Annotated in this window: 16 protein-coding genes; 8 read left to right on the top strand and 8 right to left on the bottom strand. The window is 46.4% G+C overall.

All coding sequences use genetic code 11. The features are described from left to right. Positions 1–45 precede the first annotated feature (45 nt). Positions 46–2,295 (bottom strand): TonB-dependent receptor, encoded by a 2,250-nt coding sequence (locus ACXAGX_RS11735; RefSeq protein WP_474838503.1) that lies wholly within the window; start codon positions 2,293–2,295, stop codon positions 46–48. A gap of 698 nt (positions 2,296–2,993) precedes the next feature. Between ACXAGX_RS11735 and ACXAGX_RS11730 the strand changes: the two genes are divergently transcribed. Both ACXAGX_RS11730 and glf read left to right on the top strand, forming a co-directional pair. Beyond that, complete coding sequence (locus ACXAGX_RS11730) at positions 2,994–3,299, top strand: c-type cytochrome (protein ID WP_474838501.1); 306 nt, start codon at positions 2,994–2,996, stop codon at positions 3,297–3,299. 100 nt (positions 3,300–3,399) lie between these two features. After that, positions 3,400–4,518, top strand: coding sequence for a UDP-galactopyranose mutase (glf, locus tag ACXAGX_RS11725; RefSeq protein WP_474838500.1), 1,119 nt, complete (start codon positions 3,400–3,402; stop codon positions 4,516–4,518). Positions 4,519–4,583: 65 nt separating this feature from the next. On the opposite strand, the gene ACXAGX_RS11720 is transcribed toward glf, so the two are convergent. Beyond that, positions 4,584–5,603: a glycosyltransferase gene (locus tag ACXAGX_RS11720; RefSeq protein WP_474838498.1), complete on the bottom strand. Its 1,020-nt coding sequence runs from the start codon at positions 5,601–5,603 to the stop codon at positions 4,584–4,586. Positions 5,604–5,870: 267 nt separating this feature from the next. On the opposite strand from ACXAGX_RS11720, the gene ACXAGX_RS11715 reads away from it, so the two are divergent. Beyond that, positions 5,871–6,800: an AraC family transcriptional regulator gene (locus tag ACXAGX_RS11715; RefSeq protein ID WP_474838496.1), complete on the top strand. Its 930-nt coding sequence runs from the start codon at positions 5,871–5,873 to the stop codon at positions 6,798–6,800. Between the two features lies 1 nt (position 6,801). On the opposite strand, the gene ACXAGX_RS11710 is transcribed toward ACXAGX_RS11715, so the two are convergent. The 4 genes from ACXAGX_RS11710 to ACXAGX_RS11695 form a co-directional block, all read right to left on the bottom strand. Then, complete coding sequence (locus tag ACXAGX_RS11710) at positions 6,802–7,608, bottom strand: sensor histidine kinase (RefSeq protein WP_474823961.1); 807 nt, start codon at positions 7,606–7,608, stop codon at positions 6,802–6,804. A gap of 171 nt (positions 7,609–7,779) precedes the next feature. Continuing rightward, on the bottom strand, positions 7,780–8,142 hold the full coding sequence (locus ACXAGX_RS11705) for a RidA family protein (protein ID WP_474838494.1): 363 nt from the start codon (positions 8,140–8,142) through the stop codon (positions 7,780–7,782). 93 nt (positions 8,143–8,235) lie between these two features. Next, positions 8,236–9,015 carry a glycosyltransferase family 2 protein gene (locus ACXAGX_RS11700; RefSeq protein ID WP_474823957.1) on the bottom strand — a complete coding sequence of 260 codons (780 nt, stop codon included), beginning with the start codon at positions 9,013–9,015 and terminating at the stop codon, positions 8,236–8,238. Between the two features lie 139 nt (positions 9,016–9,154). Beyond that, entirely contained in the window at positions 9,155–10,252 is a 1,098-nt protein-coding gene (locus tag ACXAGX_RS11695) for an MBL fold metallo-hydrolase (protein ID WP_474838492.1), read from the bottom strand. Between the two features lie 219 nt (positions 10,253–10,471). On the opposite strand from ACXAGX_RS11695, the gene ACXAGX_RS11690 reads away from it, so the two are divergent. From ACXAGX_RS11690 to ACXAGX_RS11670, 5 genes are all read left to right on the top strand, one after another. Continuing rightward, positions 10,472–10,678 carry a ParD-like family protein gene (locus ACXAGX_RS11690; protein ID WP_070125995.1) on the top strand — a complete coding sequence of 69 codons (207 nt, stop codon included), beginning with the start codon at positions 10,472–10,474 and terminating at the stop codon, positions 10,676–10,678. Then, on the top strand, positions 10,671–11,441 hold the full coding sequence (gene map / locus ACXAGX_RS11685) for a type I methionyl aminopeptidase (protein ID WP_474838490.1): 771 nt from the start codon (positions 10,671–10,673) through the stop codon (positions 11,439–11,441). Before ACXAGX_RS11690 ends, map begins: the two co-directional genes overlap by 8 nt. A gap of 414 nt (positions 11,442–11,855) precedes the next feature. Beyond that, the gene (locus ACXAGX_RS11680; protein WP_474838488.1) at positions 11,856–14,738 is read left to right on the top strand and encodes a TonB-dependent receptor; all 2,883 of its coding nucleotides are present in this window, start codon (positions 11,856–11,858) and stop codon (positions 14,736–14,738) included. After that, complete coding sequence (locus ACXAGX_RS11675; protein ID WP_474838486.1) at positions 14,728–17,415, top strand: family 78 glycoside hydrolase catalytic domain; 2,688 nt, start codon at positions 14,728–14,730, stop codon at positions 17,413–17,415. The genes ACXAGX_RS11680 and ACXAGX_RS11675 overlap by 11 nt, the downstream gene beginning before the upstream one ends. 29 nt (positions 17,416–17,444) lie before the next feature. Next, positions 17,445–19,277, top strand: coding sequence for a glycoside hydrolase family 2 protein (locus ACXAGX_RS11670; protein ID WP_474823945.1), 1,833 nt, complete (start codon positions 17,445–17,447; stop codon positions 19,275–19,277). Between the two features lie 116 nt (positions 19,278–19,393). On the opposite strand, the gene ACXAGX_RS11665 is transcribed toward ACXAGX_RS11670, so the two are convergent. Both ACXAGX_RS11665 and ACXAGX_RS11660 read right to left on the bottom strand, forming a co-directional pair. Continuing rightward, on the bottom strand, positions 19,394–21,406 hold the full coding sequence (locus tag ACXAGX_RS11665) for a glycoside hydrolase family 3 protein (RefSeq protein WP_474838484.1): 2,013 nt from the start codon (positions 21,404–21,406) through the stop codon (positions 19,394–19,396). 23 nt (positions 21,407–21,429) lie between these two features. Next, entirely contained in the window at positions 21,430–25,062 is a 3,633-nt protein-coding gene (locus ACXAGX_RS11660) for a family 78 glycoside hydrolase catalytic domain (protein WP_474838482.1), read from the bottom strand. Positions 25,063–25,499: the final 437 nt, after the last annotated feature.

The following is a 25,499-nucleotide window of genomic DNA, read 5'->3' as shown; positions in this document are numbered from 1 at the left end:
AATCTGCGCTATGTTCCTGTTTTAACTGCCTGAAATAACGGGTTATCAAAATGTGTATTCAACGCTGCCGTATAGCGTTCGTGGTGTTCCCATTTTGTATGAGCCACTGTCGGTTTCGCTGGTACTGATGGCCGACAGGTAGTCCTCATCCAATAGGTTGTAAAAAGCTAACTGGAAGCGCATGTTGGCGAACTTACCGGTATCGTCGCCTACCCAGCCTACAGAGCCGTTTACTAGCGTGTAGGCATCGGTTTCTTCGGTATTAATGGCGTTGGCCCAGCGACTGCCGGTGTATTTCACATCCATGTTGAAAAAGTAGTTATCACCCTTCCATGCAGCTACCAGACTGCCGCTCACTTTCGGTTGGTCGAAAATGTATTTGCCTTCAACCGGGATCAGCACATCGGTGTCGGTATCGGCGTCGTAAGTGAAATAGTCGTTTTTATACTTGGAGCTGTTGTAAGAAAGCGACGCGGTAAACTTCCATTGGTTATCAGGGCGATATTCACCTGATAACTCCGCACCGTACGTTTCCATGTCACCTACGTTGGTGTACGCCGAGCCGGAAATGGTTTGAATATTCCGCGACGCGATAGACACAATGCGATCCTGATAATCAATGCTGTACAGCGCGAGGTATCCACTCCATTTCTCGCCGCTGGTGCGCACACCAATATCAATATTGGTAGATTGTTCAGGTGAGATATCCGGGTTAAACACGGTGGAAACTAATGCTGCACTGGGCGCGCCGGCATAGTTTTCTGCATAGTTGGCGAATACCTGCGTATCAGGTGTAACGAAGTAGCTCACACCGGCCTGTGGCTGAAACAAATCCTCATTTTTCACGTCAAAATCACGGTAGGTGTTGGAGTTGTAGTCAGTCAGGTTCGCGATGCCCTCAAAGTGACGGTCTACGGTGAGTGCTTTAGCGCCCACTTCCACCGTGAGGTCGTCGTTTAAGAAACGCAGGGTGTCTTTGATGTAAAAGTTCGCCGTTTGCGTGGAGAAATGACGATCGTAGCTCCAGCCAATGATTTCATTAGTGATGGTGCCGTCGACCAAACTGGAGTTTTGCAGCGGCAAATTCGGGTCGTAATCGTAGTCTTCATACCAGCCACCGAAGGCGAGTGTATTGGTGGCAGAGATATCCCACACCGCATTTACCGTTGTACCGTAGCGTTCGCCAGGACGCTGGCCATTTCGCTGGGCCATGATGCCGTTCGGTTCATATTCGATATCAGTGCGACCGCCGGCAATGGCGCTGTCGTACAATGACTGGGCGTTAGCCGGGGTTACCGAGAACCAGGCGTAGCCGTGCTTCTTCTCGTAATAAGGTGTAACTTTCAGATTGAAGTTTTCGGTGAGCCAGAAATTCCCTTCCAGGTTGTAAAGCCAGGTACGGCGGCCATTACGCCAATACTCGTAATACATCCAGTCGATTTCCGGGTCGCCGGTAAGGCCATCGAGAATGGTCCACCAGGCTGCAGGATTGCCGTCGATGTCGTATTCCATGTAATCGTGGTCGTCGCGATTGTCCCAGGTCATGCGGAAAGTCAGGCTATTGTCGTCCCAGCTTTGTTTAATCTTCGCTTCAACGTGATCGTTAGACAGCGTGGCGTTATCAATTTCGAAGGTGTTGGAACGCAAGCGTGCGCCAGAGATATAGGCCGTTGGACCGCCATCCCATAGTTCGCCGGTATCCACACGGATAAAGCTGCGTTGGAAATTGTAAGAGCCCACGGTAAATGAGGCTTTTCCGCCGACTTCATCTTCAGGATCGCTACTGAAATACCGAATAGCACCACCCAGCGCATGTTGCGTTGGCTGACTTACATCACCCGAACCTGGAGACACTTCTACGCCCGCTAAGTTTTCACTCAGCACATAACGCATAATGGTGCCGCCTTCGCTGTTGTTGACGGATTCCAGCGGCACACCATCTACCGTCACACCTAACTGTCCAGCGTTAAAACCGCGAATGGAAATGGTGTTAATGAGCTCGTACATGCCGTATGGATCAGACGTTTGAACGGTAACGCCGGGTAAGTCTTTCAATAAGTTTTGTGGCGCAATCCCCGGTGCTTGTGCTTCGATATACTCGTTGGTAATCGCTGCCGTCGTGCGGGTTGTTTTGGCGCCGATAACACTGATTTGCTCGATGTCGCTATCGTCGGGTACACCAGCAGCGTCGGCTTCTTCGGCGTTTGACTGCATGGCGGCTAGTGCGAGGCCTATCGCAGTAACCAGTTTGAGCTTTTGTTTTTGTTTCAAAAATGCTGATGTGCTTTCTTTCATGGCAATACCTGTTTCAATTTTTTGTGTAAAGGTATGCCTGCAGTAGTCGTTTACCGTACTAGATAACTTCTTGAGTCTATTGATTCGCATTGCCAGGACAATTCGTGTTCTTCTTATTTCCCTGCAGACCGAACTTGCCGTATCACAAACCACATACTCCTCGTGAGACAGACATGATTACCATGACAATCCGAAAGGAAACTGTGAAGAATCATTCCCCTATGGCCGGACAAGTAAAAAACTATGTACGTCAAATACCCCCCATTTTTTGAAAATGAAAGAATGCCCTACGCGGCTATTTATGAATGCAGAAAACTGAAATGGTGTGTTATTCCAGTGTTTTTATTGTGTAAATATCGCGATGAAAGGAGTGAAAATGAGGGCGACTAGCAAAAAATATGAATATAAAAGGTGAAAGTAATATTTACTCTATGAATAATTGACTGGGTATTTATGTGATATTTTAATGAGTTTAAATTAGACTAAAGTCGAATGCTTATGATCATGAATGCAAGGGGGATGAAATTTTAAATTTAACTAGATTGTTGATTTTTATTGATTAAATGTATTTTTAAAAGATGTGTTCGTCGATTGACGTATATTGCTGCTGAATAAATATGTGTAATTTTCCAATATTCAAGCGGGATTATCACCACAAATCATTACGCCCCATTACATAATAAAGGATCAAATCGACGATGATACGCAGCTTAACAATATTGAGTTTATTGATGTTTGGTTCGTTCGCTAAGGCCGAGAGCGATGACAAGGGGGCCGAGGTTTATAATCAGGCTTGTGTTATGTGTCACGCTGCGGGCATTTCCAACGCCCCGTTGGTGCACAATCAGGAACAATGGAATGAGAGAAAAGAGAAAGGCATGGACGTGTTACTCAAAAATGCGATTTCAGGTATCAACCAAATGCCACCGCGAGGGCTTTGTATGACCTGCAGCGATGAGGACTTGCAGGCAGCGATTGATTATATGATGTCTTCCCAGCAGTAAAGAAGCTAAACCAGCGAGAGTCGGGCAGTTTCATAATCATCATTCATTGTCACAAGGATTTTGCTATTATTCGGCAAACTCTTTTATACAACGACATCTGATGCAGAAAAAATACGACTATCTGATTGTAGGCGCCGGACTCTTTGGCGCTGTATTTGCCCGTGAAGCCACCCAGGCAGGAAAGCGGGTTTTAGTGATAGATAAGCGGGACCATATCGGTGGAAATATCTATTGTGAGCAGATAGAAGGCATCAATGTGCACAAGTATGGTGCTCATATCTTCCATACCAGTAATAAAGAGGTATGGGATTACGTGAATCAGTTTGTCACGTTTAATCGATATACTAATTCTCCAATCGCCAATTACAAAGGCAAACTCTATAACCTGCCTTTCAATATGAATACATTTAATCAGTTGTGGGGTGTAAATACCCCCGCTGAAGCCAAGGCGAAAATTGATGAGCAGCGAGCACCATACCTGGATAGCGAACCTCAGAACCTGGAAGAGCAGGCGTTATATTTGGGCGGACCAGACATATACGAAACCTTAATCAAGGGGTATACCGAGAAACAATGGGGCCGTCCTGCGACTCAAATTCCTGCGTTCATCATTAAGCGTTTACCATTTAGATTTACTTTCGATAACAACTATTTCAACGATTTGTATCAGGGTATTCCCGATGGCGGATACAACGCTTTGACGGACAAGTTGCTGGAAGGTATTGAGATCAAGACTGGCATTAATTACTTTGCCGACAAAGCCGAATTGGACGCATTGGCGGATAAAGTTTTATATACCGGTAAAATCGACGAATTCTTTGATTGTCGCTTTGGTAAGCTTGAGTATCGCAGTCTGCATTTCGAAACAGAAATACTCGACGAAGACAATTTCCAGGGTAATGCAGTGGTAAATTATACCGAGAAAGACGTGCCTTATACCCGTATTCTTGAGCACAAGCATTTCGAGTTTGGTACCCAGGAAAAAACCGTGGTAACTCGCGAATACCCTCACGAATTTAGCAAAGACAATGAGCCGTATTATCCAATCAACGACGAGACCAACAATGCCCTGTTGGAGCAATACCGGGCCTTGGCGAATGAAAAGGAATACAGTGATAAATACATTTTTGGTGGGCGTTTAGCAGATTATAAATACTACGACATGGACGACACGATTGAAGCATGTCTTAAGTTGGTGAAATCAGAGTTGTTAGCCTAACAAAAAGCCCGGCGCCCAATCGCATTGGTGCCGGGCAGCTTAATTATTAGATGAATCAAAGATTGTTATAACGTGATGGCTTTTTCTAAAGCCGTTTTCAGATAAAAGCCACCCCCCACTTTTTCAGCTATTGCTTCGGCGTTCACCTTCATTGTCGCATAATCTTTGTCAGACAATTTGGCGAGCGCTGCGTTAATGTCTGCCAGCGAAGCAACAGCTAGACCAGCGTTATTATCTAGTACATATTTTGCCATGGCTGCCTGATCCCAAATAATGACCGGGATACCTGCACGCAGGTACATAGATGTCTTGTGCGGATTGTTTATTTTCAGATATTCCCCGAAACTACCGGCACATTCTTCTAGCGAAATCCCGTCCCATACCAGGCCGAATTCGCCCTCAATGCGACTGACAATCTCAGTGGCCGGAAATACGCCTTTGTAATCTACTACCGTGCTTTGGGGTAACGCAGAGCCGTCAAAGCCGGGACCATAAAGATTAAAACCAAAAGAAATATCTGTAAGAGTATCGATGGCATAAAGAAAGCCATTTTTTCGCTGATCAAGCTGACCGGCAAAAATGATGTTGTAGCCAGGAGTGGAAGGCGTATTTTCGGTCTTCTCTGAGTCGTTAAAATAATCGAAGATTTCCAACTCGACCAGCTTACACGTTAGTCCGTTTTCTCGTAACCATGCGCTCATTTTTACATTATGAGAAATGATGACATCGTTTTTATTCAGCAAAGACATCTCGTTTGAGATATCCATCTTTTGCTTACGGTGAGAGCGTAAGTCATGAATGATAGTAATAACTTTACACTTCTTCAGCCGGGCTACGCTGAGCATAAGATTGTAGTATTTCTTTGTGGGATATTGCAGCACGAGCGTACTGCCCGTGGGCAATCTTAGTAATCCGATTATGACGCCGGCCAAAGTGAGGAAAAAACCTTTAAATGAACTAGGAGTAGTGGTTCTCTCCAAGCCGAGATTTTTGAAGCCAGATTGCTCCATGACCTTTTCACAGTCGATTTTTGCTTTACCGGCTGCAGAAGCCTGAGCTTTGTAATTTCTAGAAATAAAGAACATGAAAAATACCGTATTTTAGTGCGCTGGCGTCGCTGTTGTTATCTTTAGCAGGATACCAGCAATATGGTTTTCGCACATTAGCAAAATGTTCTGACTGCTCAATATGGCATGGCAAGTGAAGCACTACAGCGGGGGCATACGATTAGATAGAGCTGCGAAAAGTCGATTTTCTCGGACTATTAGGCAAGTTTTCCAGAGTATGTATGTAACCATTAGCTCGTGTTTAGCGGTACTATAAAACAAGGCAGCGAGTGGAGAATGACGCCAATGACAAACCATAAAGATGCGATTGACGTAGTTTCAGAAAATATTGCCGAGCGAATAAAGCACCACGTTGGCAGTACTTTTAATCTGGAGACCTCCATTCCCGGACTGATGTTTTATCGCCAAAATTCTCCAACACAATGCACCACTTGTGTTGCTGAACCAAGCATCGCTGTGGTGGTGCAGGGCCAGAAAATGATGGCACTGTCAGACAAATCTTTTCATTTCGACCGCTATAACTTTCTGGTTACCTCCCTAGATTTACCTGCAAGAGTGCAGATTAAGCAGGCAGAAAATGCCGTGCCTTATCTTGGCTTCGTTCTTAAATTAGATTTTGCCGTACTCAGCGAATTACTTATGCGAATGCCCATCGATATTAAGAAGCCGAAAGCGCCTTCAAGTGGTATGGGAATGGGCGTTACCACGCCAGACCTTTTGGATGCCTGTTTTAGGCTCATTAAACTGCTCGATGACGAAGCATCTGCGCCCATACTGACGCCGCTTATTAAAAAGGAAATCTTCTGGCGCGTACTGAACAGCGATCAGGGTGTTAGGTTAAAAAACATTGTATCTGCTGGCAGTCACGGATTGCGCATCGCAAAAGTGATTGAGTGGTTGAAGGCGAACTTCAGCGAGTCTTACGCTGTTGAGGAGTTGGCTGAACGGGCACAAATGAGCAAATCGACTTTCCATCATCATTTTCGTGAAATGACATCAATGAGCCCGTTGCAATACCAGAAAAGTCTGAAGTTAATGGAGGCGCGGCGTTTGATGGTCGGTGAGCAAATCGACGCATCAAATGCGGCTTATCGGGTGGGATACGAAAGTCCGTCGCAATTCTCTAGAGAGTATTCACGCTTCTTTGGGAATTCACCAAAACGAGACGTTGAGGAACAATGGCGACTCATTGAGGGCCAGGTACAGGCCAGTTAATTTATTCTTCCATAAGATTATGCAGTTTGAAGGAAATGGTAAAACCTTCTTCGGGCTTGCTCTCGTTATAAACGTTACTGGCCAGTGTTACCTTGATCAGGTTGAACACCACACTTAATCCCAAGCCCGCATTGCCACTGCCTCGCTTCGTGGTATAGAAAGGCTCGAATACCTTTTTCAGTTCTTCCTCGGAAATACCGACTCCGTCATCTGAAAACGTAAATTGGTAACCGTCACCCGCAGGGGCAATAGTGATGGTGATTGTGCAATGCTCGTGATTAGGGCCAGCGGCATGGATCATTACGTTGGACGTTAATGCCGTAAGGATTTGAGTAATTACCGCTGGGTAAGTCGAAACAATAATGTTTGGCGGAAATCTGGGAATAAAGGTCAGTGACTTGTCTTGAGAATGGTGCTCGTAAGACGCAATGAATTCCGTAACCAGTTCTGAAACATTGGTTTTTTCAAGCAGACTGGCTTCTTCAGACTTTTTAACAGCAACTTTCTTGAAGCTTGTGAGGAGCTTAGAGGCGCGCTGCATGTTTTTTAGCATACTGCTGGTGATGTCCTGAGAGGTCGTCAGAAAGTCTGCAAACTTCTCGGCGTCGAGTTCGCCGCCATCGAAATCCTCTTTCAGTTCTGCAAGCAACTCCATCAACAACGTACAGTTGGCAATGTTAACACCCAATGGCGTATTGATTTCGTGGGAAACACCGGCCACCAGGCCGCCCACAGCATCCATTTTTTCTGCTTCAAATTGCTTTTCCTGATCGGAAATCTCAGGCGTGGTAGGGATTTGTTTTTTCATGCAACGTCTGCTCTTTAAACAACCCCAAGCAGCAGCAAACAGGCTATCGGGACTGTATTACTATTCAGATAACAGCGTAGCGGTAAGTAACAACTTTGGCAAAATATTGATGATAGACTTTTGGCGAAGCATAAAGCGGTTATCCTTCGCCAAATTTAGAATGCAAATAACTTAAAGGTAGTCTTCGCCAGCTGCAGTAGTAAATGCCATTTCCACGAGCCATGTTGGGTCGGCTAGCTCTACTTTTACGCAAGCTCGGCTCGGTGCTGTACCTTCGTCAAACCAGGCATCCCACACTGCGTTAAGTCGGTCTACATTGGCAAAATCAGTAATGTAAATTGTAACGGTGAGAATGCGTGACTTATCGCTACCTACCATCGCTAGCATGGCTTCGGCTTGTTCAAATACAGCCTTTACCTGGTCTTCTATGGTTTCTGCTTTTTCGTCTTCCGGTACTTCAACAAAGTTCGCAATGCCGTTGAATACTGTTACTTCAGACCAGCGACGGGTGGGATTAATTCTGTGGATTTTCATAGCTTTTTTCTGTTTCATAAAAAACCCATTCTGCCATGAATAGTTCGCTCATTCTATTCAAGACCAGACCTAACATTACGCACTTAAGCCGTATTATTTGTTATTCGCGGCCTTTTTCTCAGCAACCAGTGTCGCCAATGTCGCATATTTATTAAATGCATATTGCCCGAGAACTATCGCCATAAGAAATCCGCGCCAGCCATCAAGAAATCCACCACGTAGGAAAAATTGTTGAATGAAATCTGTAAAAAACCTCAGGACAGCGTAAGCGAGCCCCGACTTTTTTCCGCGCTGAAATTTGTCCTCCGCACCTAAACTCGCATATTGAACATGCTTTTCCTGACAATGACGAAAGCTACGCCAGCTGTAGTGAAGTATGGGGGACTTCAGGTTGCGAGTTTTAACATAAGGAAGCACGATGGTTTCGTGAACTTGACGATGTTTAAAATGAGCTCCTTCTTTATGAAAGAGTTTGCCTTGAGGGGCTGAGTAGCGGCCGTGTTTCAATAAGCGCCCGAAAAAGTAGGTGTGCCAGGGCATTTTGATGAAGTTTGCATCTAAATCTGGTTCTGAAAGCACCTTATTTATTTCGTCTTTTAGCTCTGGGGTGAGTACTTCATCTGCATCTACCGTCATTACCCAATCGTATTTACACCAAGCTAGCGCGCGATTGCGTTGCGGGCCAAACCCGGGCCAGTCAGTCTGATGCACTTCATCTGTGTATTGTCGGGCTATTTCTACCGTTTTATCCTTACTACCAGAGTCAACCACAATGAGTTGATCGGCCCAGCCGGCCAAAGACTCTAAACACGCACCAATTCTGTCTTCTTCATTACAGCAAATTACAAAACACGAAATTTTACGAGTGCGCATTCTTTGGCTTTTCCTTTTCGATCAGGTCAGATAGAACATGACATATTCATGGTCGACCACAACGGTCAATCACGTTGCATATTACCTGAATATTACTGCAGTTTATCGCAATATATTATCGAAAATAGGAGCCTGAACACTACCACCACGTCTCGCCTATTGGGTAATCCAATTTAAAGGTTTGCCCAATGTAGGGCGTAGCGACGTTAAGATCGGTACTCGATGCTGCTTGTCTGAAACGAATCACAGGTTCGTTCCAATTGTGGAAGGCCAAGTCGAATTTTCCCCAGTGAATCGGCATGACATTTCTTGCTTTTACGTCGAGTGCAGCCTGTACAGATTCTTCTGGCAACATATGGATTTCAGGCCAGTATGGGCTGTAAGCGCCATCTTCCATGAAGGCGATATCGAAAGGCCCATATTCCTCACCAATCATTTTAAAGTCAGGGTTGTAACCGCCATCACCGCTAAAAAATGCCTTTAGTTCTGGCGTGTTAATTACCCACGAGCCCCATAAGGTATCATTGCGCACACCCGGTTTACGGCCACTAAAATGCTTCGACGGCGTAAATACGAGCGTGTTACCGCCAAAGTCAGCTTCTTCAAACCAGTCCAGCTCAGTGATTTTCTCGTCAGAAATGCCCCAACGCAAAAGGTGAGCGCGAACGCCAAGTGGCACATAGAAATGACCCACTTTTTCATCTAATTCAGCGATGGCTTTCGCATCGAGATGGTCGTAATGGTCGTGGGAGATTAACACTGCGTCGATATTTGGCATCGATTCAATGGTAAAAGAGTGATCAAAGGCATAAGGGCTGCCCACCGGCCATACGGGAGATGCACGATAGAAAACGGGGTCAGTGAGAAGTCGCAGTTTGCCAGTATCAATTAAAACAGTGGAATGGCCATACCAGGTAAAAGTGGGCTCACTTTGATGAACGTAGTTCGGCGTTTTAGTTGGCAGTGGGCTGTCAGGATGCTTGCCCTGAGGCGGAAAAAGTACCGATTTCAACCAGTCGATCATTGGCGGCTTCGGACTGTCAGGATCATCGGAAACAGGATGACGATTAACGAAACTGTCGTTCTTGAAGTTGTCAGAGGCCAGCATCCGCGATTTCGTTTGTTCGTCTGGCGCACCGCCAAACACAGGTGAAAACTTCACAAATACGAAGCCGCTGATTACGAGCAGAATGATTATGGTCAACGACCAGAACAGAAACTTTTTGAATACGCCCAATTCAATACTCCAACATCTCAATTATTCACTGCGCATTATAGGAAAAGCGTAAGCAGGAATCTGCGGCAAATATGGCCCTTTATGCATTCGAGCTGCAACTATGCCGCTCTGACAGCCCTCAAAGCAATAGCTTCTTTTTGCGAATAGCACTCAGGACTTTTTTGACTCTTTCAATAGTGTGTAGCAATATGTAGCAAATCATATTCTATTGGTGTATTCATGGGCATTGTTAAAATCTCCGAACAATTGCACGAAGAAGTGCGTAAGAATAGTGTGGTGATGGAGCGTTCTATCAATTCACAGGCTGAGTTCTGGATGAAAATCGGGAGACTTGCAGAGCAAAACCCCACGCTCACCTATGAGCAAATTCTGGAACAGGAAAAACGTCAGCAAAACGTATCAACAGTGAGACTGGTTCATGAGTAATGTATCGATAAAAAATGCTCAGGAAATCGAACTGATGCGCGAATCTGGTCGGTTACTGGCCAGTGTATTTCATGCGCTGGACAAAGAAATTCAGGCCGGCATGACCACCATGGAAGTGAATGATTTCGTCGATGCATTCATCACTGATACCTTGCAGGCAAGACCGGCCAGCAAAGGGCAGTACGGCTATGAATATGTGCTTAATTCATCGGTAAACGAAGTGGTATGTCACGGCGTGCCGTCAGTTGCGAAGAAGTTGCGGGAAGGGGATATCGTGAATGTGGATATCACGCTTGAGAAAAATGGCTTTATTGCCGACAGCAGCAAAATGTATTGCATCGGCAAAGTAACACCCACTGCGAAAAAGCTGGTAGATACGACTTACGAAGCCATGTGGAAAGGCATCGAAACCGTAAAGCCAGGCGCGACACTGGGTGATATTGGTCATGCCATTCAGTCGCATGTAGAAAAAGAAGGCTTCAGTGTGGTGCGGGATTACTGCGGACACGGTATTGGCCGCGAAATGCATGAAGAACCGCAAGTTGTGCATTATGGCCGCAAGGGCACTGGCATGCATTTAGTGCCAGGCATGACATTTACCATAGAGCCGATGATTAACCAGGGCAGCTATAAAACCAAGCAGAAGAAAGATGGCTGGACAGTGGTGACCCGCGACAAAAAACTCTCAGCACAATGGGAGCACACCATTCTGGTGACTGAAACCGGATTTGAAGTGCTTACGTTGCGGGATGAAGAGCACTAAAACAAAAAAGGCAGCGTTCGCTGCCTTTTCAATATCTACACACCAAAAATCAGAACGTCAAACCTTCACGGCGCTTATACAGCGGGTTTTTGCTGTCGTCTTTGTGCGTATCTGAAAACATTATCAGGACCACAACATTTCCTATCATACTTCCTTCATATTGCGATTTTGGTAAGGCCTATTTTCCTATCTCGCCTTATATTTGCAAATAAACTGCCCCAAATGTCGACTTAACACCTATTTTCAGCCAAATTTGAAAAAAATTAAATAAAATTGGTCAAGCCACTTGATTTGTTGTTAACTAAAAGTTAACTTTGATGGGAAGTGATTGCTTGTGCGTGATTTTAATTAACAATTGTAGCAATTTGATGAATTGATTTTGCTGCAATACTCCTTTAATTCGAGGGATTTGGCATGATTAATTCGAAAGAAAATGGATTTAAAATTAGTAGTTTGGCGGCTTCAGTTAGCTTAGTTCTCAGTATATCTGTGATGAGCGTTAACGCTCAGGAAGCAGAAGTCACAGACGAGGACATCGAAACTATTGAGGTACGAGGTGCGTATAGCCGAAACCTGCAGGATGCACTTCAAAACAAACGCAATTCTGACTCTATTGTTGATGGAATTTCTGCCAATTCAATGGGGACATTTCCCGACTTAAATTTAGGGGAATCACTACAGCGAATTACAGGCGTGCAGATTAATCGCAGTAATTCGAACCCCAATAACAGTCCAAGGGATGCAAGTATTAATCTCCGGGGGTTACCCGATGACTTTTCCAGAACTTTAATAAATGGGCTTCCGTTTGCTGATCCCGTTGATGAAGGTGGTACATCATTTGGGGTATTTCAGTCTGACTTGTTTTCTGGTCTGGAAGTGATGAAGTCACCCACCGCTAGCACACCAGCAGGTGGATTAAGCGGTGTCATTAATTTGAAGACTTCTAAGCCATTGGACTTGAAAGATGGTGCGACAACTATAGGAGTGAAAGGGGCATATGAATCACTGACGGAATCGACTAATCCGTCAGGTTTCCTTTCTACTACCCAGCATATTAATGATGATCTCGGTGTTACTTTTGCCGTTGTAGCATCACAGGACAACTACCGTCGCGATACCACATTGGTAACTCGATATTCCCAGCTCAATGATGAGAGTGGCAATCCGGTTACAATGGCTGACGGCGGAAACGTTTATTATCCAGGTCAAGCTCGTCAAATCGTATCTAGTTATGACGGTAACAATCTTGGAGTTTCAACGGCCCTTCAATATAAATTGTCCGATAAAGTAGAAACTCAGCTTTCAATTTTGTATTCGAGCAGAGATATGGATCGTCCTTTTGACATATGGGTTGTATCAGATCAGGGAAGCACGACAAACGTAGAAGCGCTAAGCGATCCTGTTTTCGCTGGAAATAACGCAAGCGGAGATCCCGAGTATGTGGTAACTGATGTCCGCCTGACAAATGTTGATACAACGCAGGGCCCACGCCCTGGTTCGATGAAAGACGAAGTTTTGAACATCAACTGGGCTTGGAACTGGATGCTGGACAATTGGAATATTGATGCAGCCATTGCGCACTCCAGGGGGAAAAATGAAACCCGGACTATTCAATATGATTACCGTTATGGCGGCGAAAATGGACTTGTTGCAGATCTCTTTACAGGCGGCGCCGACTGGAAAGGGTTTTCCATGGATGTTACAGATGAAGCGGGAGTTGGCTTCGCAGATGTAGGGGATCTCGGTAATGTTCTAGGGGATTACGTTGCTTCACCTCCGCATGTACTGGAAGCACCTGCAGCTATTGGCGGATACAATCGAATTATCATTGCCGACACCGACAGTGATATAGAAACAGACATGAATGTACTTAGCGTGAATGCCAAACGTTACTTGGATTTCGGTGCGGTGAATGGACTGGAGATTGGCGCTTTATACACCGATGGAACAGAAGAAAGTATGCGTCAGCGACATACTGTTCTGGGCATAGATAACCTGTCGTCAGACTTTATCAATAACGATTTCGTCAATGATGTTCATTATCTTGGTGGCGCTTCTTTCATGGGAGGAGAACTCTCTACTCTGAATAACTGGACATCAATTGATCCGTCTGTCTTAGAAAGCCGCTTGCAACCTGTAACTGTGCCAGAAGGGTATGCGTTAGGCACTGCTGGCTGGGTTATAAATCCGTTCGATGGGGCTGTACTCAATGGCAACTATGAAGCGAAAACAAAATCCACAGATGTTTACGCTAAGTTATTATTCGATGGTGTATTTTCTGGCTTTGAATACCGAGGCAATATCGGCGCTCGTTATGTTGATTACACCACTGATCTACAGTCCTTGCGGAATAACAATGGTGTCATTGAGCAAATTTCGACTACCAATGATTACGATGACCTTTTGCCCTCGGCTAATGTTGCGATAAACCTAAATGAAGACCTTATTCTTCGTCTCGCCTATAGCAACACTATTGTGAGACCGCTGAACCGCGATAACTCGCCAGCTCAGACTGTTTCGGTATCAACAGACACGACAAATCCAAATCCAATTAGTGCTACTCTGGGTAACTCAAACCTTGAACCCTATAGCGCAAACTCCTACGACATGTCATTGGAATGGTACAACCGACCTGGCGGTGCGATTACCGTGGCGCTGTTCAAAAAAGAAATTGACGGCTTTATTACATCGGTGAATTTATGTCCAACAGATGGTGGTGGCCTTCCGTTCAGTTCTCTTACGGGCACAGGCGTATTAGATAGTGAGGGTGTATTCGACTGTTACACGCCAGATGGCACAGGCATTATTGTTTCACAACAGCAAAATACGGCTGACACTATTAATGTCACTGGTGCCGAGCTATCAATACAGCAGAATTTAGATTTCTTGGACGGATTCTGGAGTGGTTTCGGAGGTCTATTCAACTTTACTTTCATTGATGTCAGTGGGCAAATAAACGGAACGGATGCCGTATTAGCAGGCGTATCTGAAAGAAACTACAACGCTGTTGTGTTTTACGAGGCTGATAGTTACGCCATTCGTTTTGCTTACAATTGGCGAGATGAGTACCAGATGGCTGCTGGCGGCACATTCTCGGGAGCTGCACGTTCTGTTGATGCCAGAGGACAGCTAGACGCCTCAGCATCCTATAACCTTACAGAAAATGCAGTGCTTACTTTTGAAGCATTTAATTTAACTGAAGAGCCGCTGGTAGAATTCGAGGGAAATATGAATCGCCCCAGAAGAACTGATTTTGACGGCAAAACATTTATCGTCGGGGCTCGATATGCGTTCTAAACAGCAAATTGATAATGGGCGACGCCACGTAATTAAAGCTGGATTAGCTATCGGTGGCGGTGCGCTGGTGTTACATCAAGTCGGCTGTGCGTCTAATTCTACTGCTAGTTCTATCGCTGAGCGTCCTGGCAAGCTGATGTTGGCACTAAGAGATGAAGCTCTCGGTGTCGATTCTGAGACTTTGCGCTTTAGTTGGCTTTTACCAGAATCACAAGCTATCCAGATAGCTAGCCAGGTGCAGATAGCTTCGTCAGAAGAAGCGCTAGAGCTTGGTAACACGTTATGGGATAGCGGTAAAAGTATCTCGGCGCAATCATCCTCGGTCGAATTTAGCCAAGATATTCTGTTGCAGCCTGATGCTGTCTATTTTTGGCGTGTACGTACATGGGATGAGAAAAATGTATCTCAGTGGTCGGCACCACACAAGATTATTACTGCTCCCCAAACTGGGCAGTGGCCAGCGAAACCAATTTGGCTGCCAGTGACACATAAGCAAAATGACTGGGCATTCTTTCGTAAAACGTTCGCTATCTCCGATAGCGGCATAGCGCATGCCTGGCTAAAGTTGTCAGGAGGCAGTACTAAGCCCTCCAGGCAATACGTTTACAAATGCTGGCTCAATGGCGAAATTGTCGGGGTTGGGCCTGTCCGACCAATGTCATCGGAACATCGATTCCATACCTATGATGTCACGGGTTTAATTGCAGAAGGCGACAATACGCTCGCTGCGCAGTGTTTCAGTATTGATGAACAATTTTTCACTGCAGAGCTCATTGTTCAGTTCAAAAATGGTTCTCGCCTGCAAGTCTTATCTGATGAAAGCTGGATGGTGATGGGGGTTGAAAGATGGATGCCGGATGCTGGCACCTTTACAGATATGTATTACCACGGCCCTAATGAATTTATCGACGCACGATACGAACCAAAGAATTGGAAAAGTGCGGGCAAGCAAAGTGGAGAGTGGGATTCAGCGGCTATTGCTGATGTTGCATTGTCAGATATGCGTCCGGCCAAGGTAGATTCTGCTCAGCTTACAAAGCGGCTACCAGCTTCTATCGAGAAGGTGGGAAAACACCACTGGATCCTTGATTTTGGTAAGGAGGTTGTTGGTGGAATCGCATTCTCAGGGCATGGAATAGCAGGACAACATGTTGAAATTCGTTTAGGTGAAGAGCTAAACCCTGACGGTACTGTCCGCTATAAGTTGCGGGCTTTCCCGATTTATCGAGATGTGTGGACTCTTCGAGATGGACAACAGTCACTCTCTCATTGGGGATACCGGGCCTTTCGTTGGGTAGAAGTTATCACAAACGCACCATTAGATATTTCATCATCAATCACCGCTGAAGTTCTAGAGATGCCTTGGGACGAAACGCAGTCGTCGTTCATTAGCAACCTGGCATCGCTGAATAAAGTCTGGGATCTCTGTCACTACTCAATAAAAGCCACTCGACAAGATTTATATCAGGATACACCAACCCGAGAACGCGGCCCTTATGAGGGTGATGCAATTATTAACCAGCTATCCGAATACTATACTCAGCGTTCATTTGGGTTGGCTAAATACTCCGTCTCTTATCTGATTCGTAATCCTACCTGGCCAACGGAATACCGTTTATTGACATCAACGCTAGCGTGGCAAGACTATCTTCATTCTGGTGATGGGCATCAACTCGCCGAAGATTATCCGTTGATGTTAGAGAATCAGTTATTAGAGAACATCAATCCAGTTGGACTCGTGCAAAAGCCGCCTGGGGAATCCAGCAAGGTTAATGGCGACCTGGTGGATTGGCCAGTGTCGAATCGTGACAACTTTGATTTTAAAGAAGTGAACACTGTTGTTAATTGTTGGCAGTATGCGTCTCTTATCGCAATTGCGAACATTGCTGGCGTGCTCGGTAAGACAGAAGATCAACGTCGGTTTAATCAGATTGCAGAGAGAATGCGACAGGCAATTAATCAATATCTATTCGATAACGCTGCCAGCCGATATCTTGACGGGCACTTATCTACACACGCTTCACAGCATGCCACTATCTTTGCGCTCGCGTTAGGTATCGCTGAAAAATCAAAACTACCTGCCATTGGCGAAGCGCTAACTAGAGATATTAAAAAGCGCGGCGTTCAAGTGAGTGCCTATGCAGCGCAGTTTCTTCTGGAGGGGCTGTATCTGACGGGGCAATATGAAACGGCTCTTAGCGTAATGACCAGCGATGCCACATTCAGTTGGCTAAATATGATCAATAAACACGATGCGACTATTGTCATGGAGGCCTGGGACCCGGACATTAAACCGAACACGACCTTCTCACATGCGTGGGGCTCGGCACCGGCCAATATCATACCCAGATTCCTTGCTGGTATTCGAGTGTTGTCCGCGGGAGCTGCCAGGATATCTGTATCTCCGGCACCAGCTTCTGTTTCCTCGTTTGACATAACAGTGCCGACGATTAGAGGGGTCGTCGAAATGAGTTACAACTCCGCCCGTGTTGCCTCGCCACTTATGTTTTCAGTTCCACCCAATGTCGTGGCAGAAGTTGATTTGAGTAAGTTGGGCTGGGCTAGCACAGCGACGATATCTATAGCCGAATCGAGCAAGGGGACTATTTTACCGAATCAGAAGGCTTCTGAAATTTTTGTGCTTAGCGGTGGTAAGTACGTAGTTTCGCCTCGCTAGCAACACAATGCTTATTAAAGGATGTAATCATGGAAAAAAGGCAATATAAAATTATGATGCGCTGGATTGTTATGGGAATAGCTGTTTTCAGCAGCACAAAAATACTGGCAGATGTAATTCCTGATCTTTACCTGCATGACAAACAAAGTCTGAACGGGAAATGGAAATATCATGTCGATCCTTACGAACTGGGGTTTTATGACTATCGCTGGCAGCAGCGAGATCAAAAAGAGAACCCTACTCGAGATGCATTCTTCCTGGATTCAAAGCCGCAAAATAAATCTGACCTTATAGAGTATAGTTTCGACAAAGCAGAAGAAATTACCGTTCCCAGTGACTGGAACACGCAAAGTGAGAAACTCTATTACTATGAAGGTACGCTGTGGTATCGCAAAATTTTCACCGCAGAAACGAATAGTGACCGCACTTTCCTCCGCTTTGGAGCGGCCAATTATCGTGCTGATGTTTATCTGAACGGGAAAAAACTAGGCATGCATGAAGGTGGCTTTACACCTTTTGCTTTTGAAGCTACAGAGCATCTTCGAAACGGCGAGAACTCCCTCATTGTGAGGGTTGATAATAAACGCTACAAAGAAGCAATTCCTACCCTGAACACAGATTGGTGGAATTACGGTGGTTTGACTCGTGATGTCGATCTCGTTTCTGTGCCTGATACTTTTATTTCAGGCCATCAGATAAAGCTAACAGATCATAAATCAGGCAGCATAAAGGGTGAGGTCCAGCTGTCAGGTAAGAAATTAAAGCAGGCTATTACGGTCTCTATTCCTGAGTTGAACAAGTCGGTTCAAGTGAAAACTAACAAGCAGGGTTTAGCTTCGTTTAGTATTTCGGCACCACAGCTTTCACTGTGGTCTCCTGAATCACCTAAGATTTATGAAGTTGAAATAATGAGTGAAACCGACAGTATCACCGACAAAATGGGTTTTAGATCCATTGAGACAAAAGGTAAGCAGATTTTACTTAATGGTGAGCCGGTGTTTCTAAAAGGAATAAGCCTGCACGAGGAGTTCGCTAAGAATGGCGGGGGACGAGTAAGCTCTCACGAGGACAGAAAAACGCAGCTAGATTGGGCAAAATCTTTGGGAGTGAACTTCATTCGGTTAGCTCACTATCCTCATAGCGAAGATATGGTGCGTTTGGCTGAAGAGCGCGGCATCATGGTGTGGTCTGAAATTCCGGTGTACTGGACAATAGCGTGGACTAACAAAGAGACGTATGAGAATGCGGAGACTCAACTGTCTGACATGATTATTCGCGACCGCAATCGCGCCAATGTTATCATCTGGTCTATTGCTAACGAGACGCCGGTTAAAGCTGAACGGACTAAATTCCTTACCGATTTGATTGATACCGCTCGTGAACTCGATGGTACTCGCCTGATTTCTGCAGCTATGGAGAACCATTGGGACAGTAAAGTTGAAAACCTGACAGTGGTTGAAGATCCGCTGGCGGAAGCAGTCGATATTGTTAGTTTCAATCAATATATTGGTTGGTATGGTGGTACACCTGAATTACTTACGAAAGTGTCGTGGCGTATTCCTTATGACAAACCCGTGTTTGTAAGCGAATTTGGTGCTGGCGCGAAATATGGTCTACATGGAGAGAAAGACGAGCGATGGACAGAAGAATATCAAGCAGATCTTTACGATAAAACTGTCACCATGTTGGATAAAATTGATGGGTTAAGTGGTATGTCCCCTTGGATTTTGACCGATTTTCGCTCTCCTCGTCGATTGCTTCCCGAAATACAAAACGACTTTAATCGCAAAGGCCTCATGTCTGAAAAAGGCGAGAAAAAACAGGCTTTCGACGTGCTTAAGCGATACTACGAGAAGAAGTAGGCGGACTCCTTTAATATTTCATGATATCAGAGCTGACTGCATCAATGAAATGACGAAAACTAAAAATAACAAAGGCAGCCGAAGCTGCCTTTTTCATTAGCGCTTAAACATCAGGATTAGAACGTCAGTCCTTCACGGCGCTTATACAGCGGGTTTTTGCTGTCGTCAGCGTAACCGGGCTTCTGTGCTTCTACGGCTTCATCAGAAGAAGGCAGTTCCAGCGGCAGGGTGCCGGTGGGTGATACCTTGCCAGTAAGCACATCAATCACGGCATCGTCTGCACTACCGAAGTTAGCCAGAATAGCGCCTGCGGTATTGTTCAGTTCACCCATGATCATGGGGCGTTCCAGGAAGACGGATAAGATAGTTGGCACTTGCTGGCTAACGGCCAACATTTGCTGATATTTCTCATCGTCTTCGCGGAATGACACGCGGCCTTCATTCTGGCGGCTGCCGAAGAAGTGATTCGGATGCAGCTTTTCACTTGGCGTCGAGAAGCGGAAAATCGCAAAGTCGGCTTGGGCCGGGTCGGTCACAACTTCAAAACCACGAGCGGTCAGTGCCTCTGCATTTAAGCCATCAACGAACACTTTCTTCATAGAGTCTGCCAGTGGCAGCAGCTTATCTGCATTTTTCAGTAGCACTTGGGATTTTGCCTGAACCTCACGAGCCAGTGCCCGCCATTCCGGTTTACCCACATTCGATGCTGCAGTCGCTTCATCCACGTAGGGGTTGTCGAATAAACCAAGCTCAAACTTCAGTGTAAGAATACGGGTGGCCGACTCATCGATACGCGCTTCTGTCAGTTTGCCTTCATGTACCGCGTTAACGATGATCTCAGGCTGGTCTTCACCGCCGAACTGGTCGATACCTGCGGTAATACCTTTCACGAAACGCTCAGGAATAGTCAGGTCTTCCACACCCCATGGCGTCGCAATTTCCCGCACGCCCTGTGGTTTAGTCGGTGCCTTACATTCTTTACTACAGTCCCGGGTTACCGCCCAGTCTGAAACTACAACGCCTTTAAAGCCGGCATCGCCGCGCAGCAGGTTTTGCAGTATTTGTTTGTTGAAGCCCGGGCTTACTGCTTCTACTGGTTCACCGTCTACAGTGATGCCGTGTAAGATAGGATAAGCAGGCATAATGCCGGTGGTTTTTGCTTCGAATGCACCGTCAAATGCGCGGATATGATCTTCAAAGCTGGTATCATCCAGTTGTACATTGCGGCCGTAGTAGTTATGGCCATCAAAACCTTCTACCGCTGCACCGTAACCCACCCAGTGTTTGGTCACGGTTGATACGCCTTCCGGCGTGATGCCATTAGAACTGCCTTGGAAACCACGAATGTACGCGCCCACCTGCTGACTCACTTCACCAGCATCGCTACCAAAGGTGGCAATGATACGAGGCCAGCGAGGCTCGGTGGCTAAATCAGCCTGCGGTGATAACGCCATGGTAAAACCGGTTGCGCGGTATTCCTGACGGGTAATGTCACCAAACTGTTCGGTCACTTCAGGATCGTTCAGCGCACCAAAACCAAGAGGTTCAGGCCACTGCGTGAAACCATCGGTAGACTCAGCAGCCCCTAACACGTACTGGAAGTGGTTGCGCGGATCGGTACTGATGATCGCCGGGATGCCTAGTCGGGTTGTTTCTGCCAGCGCCTGGACTTTATTGTTCTCAACGGCCAGATCTGCCGGCGACATATTCAGACGGCTGATGTAACTGCCGATGTGTTTGTCTTTGAACAGGGAAGCAGCGACATCGATGTCATAGCCGTCCTGAGAAAAACCAGCAAAGCCATTTTTACCCGGCAAGGTGCCATGTACCATTTCACCAGCTTTTTCTTCCAGCGTCATGCGGGCAACCAAGTCGGCCACACGTTCTTCAACGGGTAAACGCCAGTCTTCATACGGGGTAAGTTTGCCATCGGCATTCAAATCGCGGAACGTTTGGCCGTCCTGTTCGATAACCGCTTTGCTGGTGGTTTTAACCGCCACCTGGCTTACAGGGGAGGCATCTTTCTTCGGTTGCTCAACCTGGGCGGGCGAGGGTTTCTCGCCACAACCAGTAAGCATAGCGGTAGTGATTAGGCAGGCACTACCCAATGTTGCTGTATGCTTTTTCATTAATCGTGTCCTTGACCGGATAATTATTCGTTAACGGCGCCTGTGATTTGGTAAGTACCAGAGCCGAGTGAAAAGGTGTTCATTTCATCGGTACGGGAAACGTTAGTTACGAACTTACTGGCATTCACATTCTCGCCGTCAATCTTCAATGCTTGCTGCGCACCGGGTAACGAAATTGTTGCTGTAGTGTTAGCAGGAATGGTTACCCGGTAGTCAAACTTACCATCTTTTACTTGCCAGTGGCTCGAAATTTTTCCGTAAGGTGAATCATATTCTGCTTTTACCCAGTCAATTTCGTTCTGCGGATCAAACTCTGGCTTCAACGCAAAGGTTTTAAAACCGGGGCTCAGTCGTTGAATACCGCCTGAGTGACTGATTAACCACTCACCAATAGCACCGAACGAATAGTGGTTAAAGGAGTTCATGCTGTTATTGCCACCGAATCCGTCTTCAACAGTGTAACCGTTCAGGCGTTCCCAAATTGTTGTTGCACCCTGGTCGATAGGATACAACCACGACGGATACTGGTCGTTGAGCAATAAGCGGTATGCATCATCGGTATAGCCATTCTCAGACAGCGCTTTGCTGATCCAGGCCGTGCCGATAAAGCCGGTCATCAAGGAGTAAGCAGGGCGGGTTTTCCCTGCATCGTCAACGTTTTGTGACGATACCGAGTGGGTAAGTTTCTCTGCCATCGCCGCTGCGTTGTCTTCGTTGAATGCGTTCATTGCCAGACCAACTGCAAACGAGGTTTGGGTGTCTGCAACTGCCCATTCTGCCGGTGGAGCCACCGGATTAAACATACTAGGGCCACCCACCAGACCAACTGTTTGCATTTCATCATTCACAAACTTATCGTTGAAGAAAGCTTTTCGCTCGTCATATTGCTCGCGGTATTCATGGGCCATGGCGTCATCATCAAGAATAATGGCAACCTGTTTCATAATATCCAGCGCATAAATGTGATAAGCCGTAGCCAGATAATCTGCGCCCAGTTGATTATTCTGCGGCCCTAACCAGTCGCCCAATCCTGAGTCTGTGCTTAATCCGGTTTCGCTGTCGATGGAGTCATGTAGGAATGTCATGTATTCATTCATTGACGAATAATGTTCTGCCAACAAGCCTTTATCACCATATTGCCAGTACGTTTCCCACGGTACGGTAATACCGGCTACGCCCCAAAGCACGCCACCGAAGCCGCCGCCAACCGGGGCGACATCAGCATAGCGACCGCTCTCAGCCTGGGTATCGCGCATGGCCTGTAAGTGCCGGCGCATAAACTGGGAGGCATCGCTAACATAGGTTGCGGTAGGCGCAAATACGTTGATGTCGCCAGACCAGCCCATACGTTCGTTACGCTGCGGGCAATCTGTAGGAACAGATAAGAAGTTGTCTACATTCGACCAGGTAAGGTTAGACCACAGCTGGTTTACCTTCTGATCAGAACTTTCGTAGCGCGCAGTAAGCGCCTGTACTGAACTGACTACCACACCGTTAACGGCTTCTAACGGTAATGGCTTGTCTACACCCGTTATCTCAATGTATTGGAATCCGTGCGAGGTGAAATGAGGCTCAAAGGTTTGCTCGCCGTCAGTCATGATGTAGATATCCTGGCTGAGGGCGGCACGATAATTTTCGGTCATGATCATGCCCACGTTCGGGCCTGATTCTGGTAAGTCCGGATAGAGCATTTCGGCAAACCGTACGGTAACGGCTTCACCGGCTTTACCATTCGCAAAATGTAGTCGAGGTACGCCAACGATGTTTTGTCCAAGGTCGTAGACAAATACACCAGGACGTACCTCTTCCACACTTTTTGCCTGAACAGTGGTAAATTCGCGGGCGGGTTCACCAATTTGCCCTACAAGCTTCATGTTGTCGTAAGACAGCGTTTGCGCCGGGCGCATCATGTTTGGTTGTACATTCTGCGCTTTAGTTGACTCTAGTGAAATTTCGGCAGCCGGTTCCCATTCGCGCTCGAACGATGTGGTAGCCCAGCCTGCCTGTTCTTCTGCGATACGGGCATCGAACACTTCGCCCATCGATAAGCTACCGTACACCACTGGCGAGCTGTCGCTAAATTGCCAGTTGCCTGGTTCGGTGATCACAACACTTTCCGAGCCGTCTTCGTAAGTAATGATTAACTGCGCGAGCAGCGACTGGCGATCACCAAATCCATTCCAGGTGTTACCGAAGCCGAGCATGCCACTCCACCAACCTTCGCCTAGTCGGGCGCCCATGGCGTTTTCACCGTTCTGAACGGCATCAGTGACATCGTAAGACTGGTACAAGTGGGTTAAGTTGTATTGCGTTAAGCCAGGGTTGTAGTAATCGTTACTCACCTTTTCGCCGTTCACGTAGTATTCGTAAATGCCCCGGGCGGTAACGTACAAGCGCGCTTTGCTAACCACTTTGTCCGCGACATCGAATTCTGTACGCAGTTGGGGCATACCGTTACTTTGGGTATCAACAACCACGAGCTGACTGTCTTTAGAACCGGTGAATCTAATACCGGCCTTGGTATCGCTTACCTGGCTGGATTTCTCGGCAAATGCAGCGCCATGTTCAGCGCCACTAAACAGCACACTGTGCGGCGTATGCATGTTGCTCACTGTCAGGTTGCTTACTGTGACGGTTGAACCCGCATCCGCGGCTACACCGACATCGTTGAGCATGCCATAGGTGACGTAGTCGTGGTTGTGACCCAGAGGATTGAGCTGAACCGTGGCCCCTTCAACCAGTGGCGGGAACATTAACTGAAAACCAGATTTCTCTTCCGATTCAGCACCGACCCAAAAAGCCGAATTACCATCTAACTGAACGGTAACATTGCCGAATTCATTGTTGATAAGCAGGTTGTGAGGCTTGTGGCGGTTATAAGCGTTTAGCAAAGACGGCTTAATAGCAAAGGATTTAACCGGCGTATCCGGGGTGTCGTTTTGCGTATAGCCTGCACGGTAAAAATTCAGCGTTGCCGGTTTACCGTCTTCAACGCCGGCTACATCCAGTTCAATTTTAAAATAGCTCTCGTCTTCGCCACTTTCTACCTGATAGATGTTTTTGAACTTGTCCATCATACGCGGATCATTCGCAGCAAATACAATACCGCCAGCCGTGCTTCCTTCTTCAATGGTTACGTCTGCGCTAATGCGGAACAGTGGCAAATAATCACCGTAAAGGGGAAGGGCATCATCATCGCCGCCTATCCAAGTTGCGCCGTTCCAGGCGTTCAAAGAGGGATCCAGTAAGCCGGTTTCAAAAGTGGACATGGCCTGACTTTCATCGCCATCGTTGTCCCACACTGTGAGGTGCCAGGTGTATTGGGTACGCGGGCGCAAGGGCGTGCCTTGATAGGTAATGTGAAGCGCTTGTGCGGAGTTTTGCTTGCCGGAATTCCATACCTGCGCGCCGTTTTCGTCAGTCACACGGATTTGATAAGCAGACTGGCTTAAGCCTTTCTCTTCTCCCTTTGCAGCCAACTGCCAGCTAAAGCGAGGCGCGGTGACGTCAATGCCAATGGGCTGGTTGCGGTACTCAGTTTTAAGCGCCGCTAAATCAAATGGTGCAGATGAACTGCCGGCACTGTCTGTGCCGCTACAGGCTGAAAGTATTGTTACAGGTGCTGCAACAGCAAGAGTGAGTATTAGTTTGCGCATGCAAATCTCCAGTACGTACCTGGTGGCAATCTGTTCAGTGAAACCTGCGAGTAGCGCAAGTTATCTGAAATGTTATGATTGAAAGTGATTGGCATGTTGCCCTATCTGAATAGATGTTGTCAATGTGTTAACAGCCACGTGACGAAACTAGCACAAGATAATCGAGCCGAGATACTGGTCGGCGGGTGAAATATAGCGCATCGGGCAATGACATAAAGCATGCGAAGCGCGCTGCAAAGCTTATTTAATCTACTTTACATTCAATCCTATTCATTTCTGTTGGTTAACTGCGTTTGTGTATTTTTTATTCATTAAATTTATGGATAGCAGGTATTAACCATATTTGTTTGTGATTGTTATTGACTGTTTATGATTGTCGCTGTACTTTGTTGCTCCAATGTTAATTAAAATCGAGCAGTTTTAATAAAAATAACATG

It is taken from the genome of Alteromonas sp. ABV4_515 (genome assembly GCF_056160345.1).
Note: the sequence above shows the minus strand (reverse complement) of the source record. Positions and strands in the feature narration are given on the sequence as shown.